Genomic DNA, 3953 nt, shown 5'->3' with positions numbered 1-3953 from the left:
CGGGTCGAGAATCACCCTTGGCGTGGGGTGAAAGCGGAGCGGTACACACAGGAGCTCCACACTCATGTGCGCGACACCGTCAATGATCTTCTGAAAGTCACCGATGCACTGGAGGAGAGCACGGAGAGCCTCTGGCGTATCTTAGGGCTATCAGAACCGCCCGAAGACTCGCTAACACCCTCGGACACGGAGTGGCTTCAAGACGTAACGCGTCAGCTTCAGGAATCGTCACGCCCCCCTGTAGCTTGGCTCACCGGAACCGAGCTACATCTTGCAGAGCTACGTCAGCTCGCCATGGCGACACGGGAGCGATTTCGTTTATTCACCACACGGCGAAAAGCGCTCCTAGAGATCTGCTTACCAGAAGTTCTAGAGCTACCGCACCAGGAGCTGATCGAAGCGCTGAGGGCTCGGGCCGAGCCTATCCTACAACCGGCTTTCGCAGAGCGTTGGGCAGATGTTACCGAGGAAGCATATGCCAGTGCCGAAAAGGCATGCCACACGGCAATGGAAGCGATACAGAGACTCCTCCAGAGCTCGGGGCGGCTTGCTCAGCAGTGTGGTCTCCCCATTCCTCAGACTCTGGCTCAAAGCCAGGCAAATGCGCAAGTAGTTCTGCTTGCTCTCGAAGACCCACGACCGCTCACACACTGGTTTTTAAACGGCAGCTACATCACTCTCGCGAAACAGCGGAGCGACGCTCAGAGTCTCCACCAAAAGAACCGCAGTGAGCGCAATCAAATCGGGGAGACCTACACCGAGGCTTTCTATCCGCTTGATCTAAAGGCTATGCAGGGGCGCTTTCAGAGTGACTACACCTCGTGGGCACGGGTCTTCAAGGGAGCCTATCGCCAGGATTGCCGTACCTTACGTGCGACGCTCCAACCAGGGCAAAGTCTAAAAGGCCGAGATCTTTCTGAGGACTTGCGCCGTGGCTGCATGGCTCTTGAGCTAGAGCATGAGCTGGCAAGTCGGGTCACCGAGCTACAGACTGCTTTTGGGGTGCGCTACCGTGGCGAGCAGACCGACTGGAGCGAGCTTCAGGAGGCTTTGGATCGCACTAATACCATTGTGACCGCCCTCAGTGGCAATGTCCCACAGGAGCTTCAGGAGCGCCTGGTTCGCTCGGGTTCGGCGATAGCAGAGCTCCGTGAGCAATACCAGCTGATGGCGCAGCATTTAGCGGCATGTGAGCAAGCCGTTGCCGATGTCGCGAGGCAGCTACACGTCCCCGGCAGCGATGCACAGCCTACTTCACAGCTTCCTTTACTGGATATGGCAACAAGCCTCCTCCAAATCCGGGAAAGTATCGTCAGCTATGTGCGGGCGCGACAGCAAGTACAGGCAGTACACCTGGTACCTAACAAAGATGCCACGACCCTACGAGCTTCTCTTCGGGAGGCACAAGTGCTGGTTGAGCAAGATCACTCTATTACCCAAGAGAGCACAAAGCTTCAAGAGGACTATGCCCATCTCTTCCAGGGGCTGGAGACAGACTGGCAAACGGTTCTGAGTGCTCTCGATAATGCCGAGCGCCTGCGACGGCTCTTTACCGAGAAGAAACAGCCACTTTCACGGGCGGTTTTAGCAGCAGGATCAGGGCAGGATGATGATATTGTCTACCAGTCAGCTCAGTTAGTGGAGACAATACGGCCACTGCGCCGAGAGCTAGATAGGGTTCTCCTTGATCTTCTCACCTTGTTTGACCAGGCTCCTTTTGCCACCTATGCGATTCAGAGGGAGTGGGCGGAGCTACGCTTGGGAGCATTATCTCAGCTGGAGCGCTGGCTAGCGTTTCAAAACTGTCGCCGAGATTGTGAGCGTTTAGGACTACTCTCCTTTTCCGAGGTGATGATCCGCCGTGCCCCACCTGCGGAGCAAGTTCCGCTCATATTTTCCCGTGCGTTCTATCAGCGCTGGCTGGATGTGATCACGGCAAAATCCCCAGAGCTCAACACCTTATCCTCAGCAGAGTATGTCCCCCTAGCGGCCAAGTTCACACAGCTTGACCGGCGTCTTATCTCCATCAATGCGAACCGCGTAAAAGCAAATGCACGAGAGCGACGTGAGCTTGTTCAGACTACCTCAGCCCGCACTGGGGAAGTCGGCTTTCTCCAAAGGATTCTTAAGCAGAAGCGTCCGCGGGCCTCAGTGCGGAAAATCCTGGCAGAGATCCCGAACCTTCTCTTTCGACTCAAGCCCTGCCTAATGATGAGTCCACTCTCTGTGAGCTTATTTCTAGACCCGGATCGGATTCAGTTTGATATCGTCATCTTCGATGAGGCCTCTCAGATTTTCCCCGAGTATGCCCTTGGCCCCTTGCTCCGTGCTGGGCAAGCGGTGATCGCGGGCGATTCCAAACAGCTCCCGCCCACCTCGTTCTTCAAGGGAATGCAGGACGGTGATGGGGAGGAAGACGATGAAGAGGCACAAGCTTCAGATGCCCGCGAGTATGAGAGCATTCTGAACGCCGCCGCCGCTGTCCTCTCACCGGATCGGGAGTTCTATCTTACTTGGCACTATCGGAGCAAGCACGAGTCCCTCATCGACTTCTCGCGCCGCAACTTCTACGAAAGCCGCCTGGCGACATTCCCCTCGTCGCGACAAGCGACAGCGGTGTCGTTTGAGTACGTTGCGGACGCTGTGTACTACGGGGGCAAGGGCAAGCCGCGCAACAATCCCATCGAGGCGGAGCGAGTAGCAACCCTGGTGGAGGATTATGTGCGGAAGAATCCTGGGCGCTCGGTCGGGGTCATCACGATGAGCGAAGCGCAGCAGGATTGCATCCGCGCCGCCATTGAACAGCGAACCATGTTGGACAGCACCCTGGCTTCACTACTGAACGAGGATAGGCCTGATGGGTTCTTCGTCAAGAATATCGAAAACGTCCAGGGCGACGAGCGTGATGCGATCTTTCTCTCCATTGGATACGGCAAGTGGGAAGATGGACGCGCACGGATGCTCTTCGGGCCGATCAACCGAGACGGCGGCGGGCGGCGGCTCAATGTTGCCATCACTCGTGCGCGGGAACATGTCACAGTAGTGTCAAGCCTCCTACCGGAAGAAATCCGACTCGCAGATACCGCCTCGGAAGGTGCGCGGCTTCTGCAGGCCTATCTGAGCTACGCTAGAAGTGCCTCTCTCGCTGGAGTGGTGAGCAATACCGATACGGACGACTCCTTAGTCGAAGCAGTGGCTCAGGCGCTTGAAGCACGTGGGCATTTGATCCAGAGACAGGTAGGGCTCTCCGAATACCATATTGATCTGGCCGTACGCGATCCCGAAAACCCGGATAGGTTCCTGCTCGGGATCGAGTGCGATAGTGAAAATTACACCAGCGGCGAAACCGTACGTGCTCGGGAGTGGCTACGTGCCGACGTGTTGAAGAGCCTGGGCTGGCGACTTTACCGCCTCTGGTCCGCCGACTGGATACGTGATCCAGCTAAGGCACTCGAAGCTTTAGAACGGGCCATGACCCAGACGGATGCAGAAGAGCCGGTGATGCCCGCTGCCGAAGAAGAGGAAGCCTCCCCAGCCTCAGAGCCAGAGTCCAACGAGGAAGAACCTCCGGATGTTACTAGCGCGGCGGAGAGCGGCCCACTGCCTGGCCTGAGCTATTTCGCTGCGGCGCAGAACCTCACCCTGCCCGGGGGAACCGATACGCTCTACGGGGAATACCAGCACAACGCCATCGCCCGCGCGGAGTTCGTCGATTCTCTGGTGCGAACCGAAGGGCCGGTAGCGATCCCTACAGTAGCGGTTCGGCTTTGCCGAGCGGCAGGGCTAAGCCGGGCAGGTAAGCAAATCCAGCGCATCGCCGACGCCTCCATAGCGCTTCTAAGTAACGCGGGAAGAGTCAAGGAGAAGGGGGGATTCCTCTGGCTGGATGGGATGGAAGACCCACCCGCCCGCATCCCTGCGCCTGGAGAGGAACCGCGCGCCATCGAGCAGAT

At 57.6% G+C, this 3953-nt stretch carries 1 protein-coding gene; it reads left to right on the top strand.

Annotated features, from left to right (window positions below):
• On the top strand, positions 1-3953 hold a 3953-nt coding region (locus tag AC1XOS_RS20710), incomplete at both ends, for a DUF3320 domain-containing protein (RefSeq protein WP_481964109.1).

The organism is Armatimonas sp., assembly GCF_964826245.1.
This window is presented reverse-complemented; position numbering and strand designations above follow the sequence as displayed.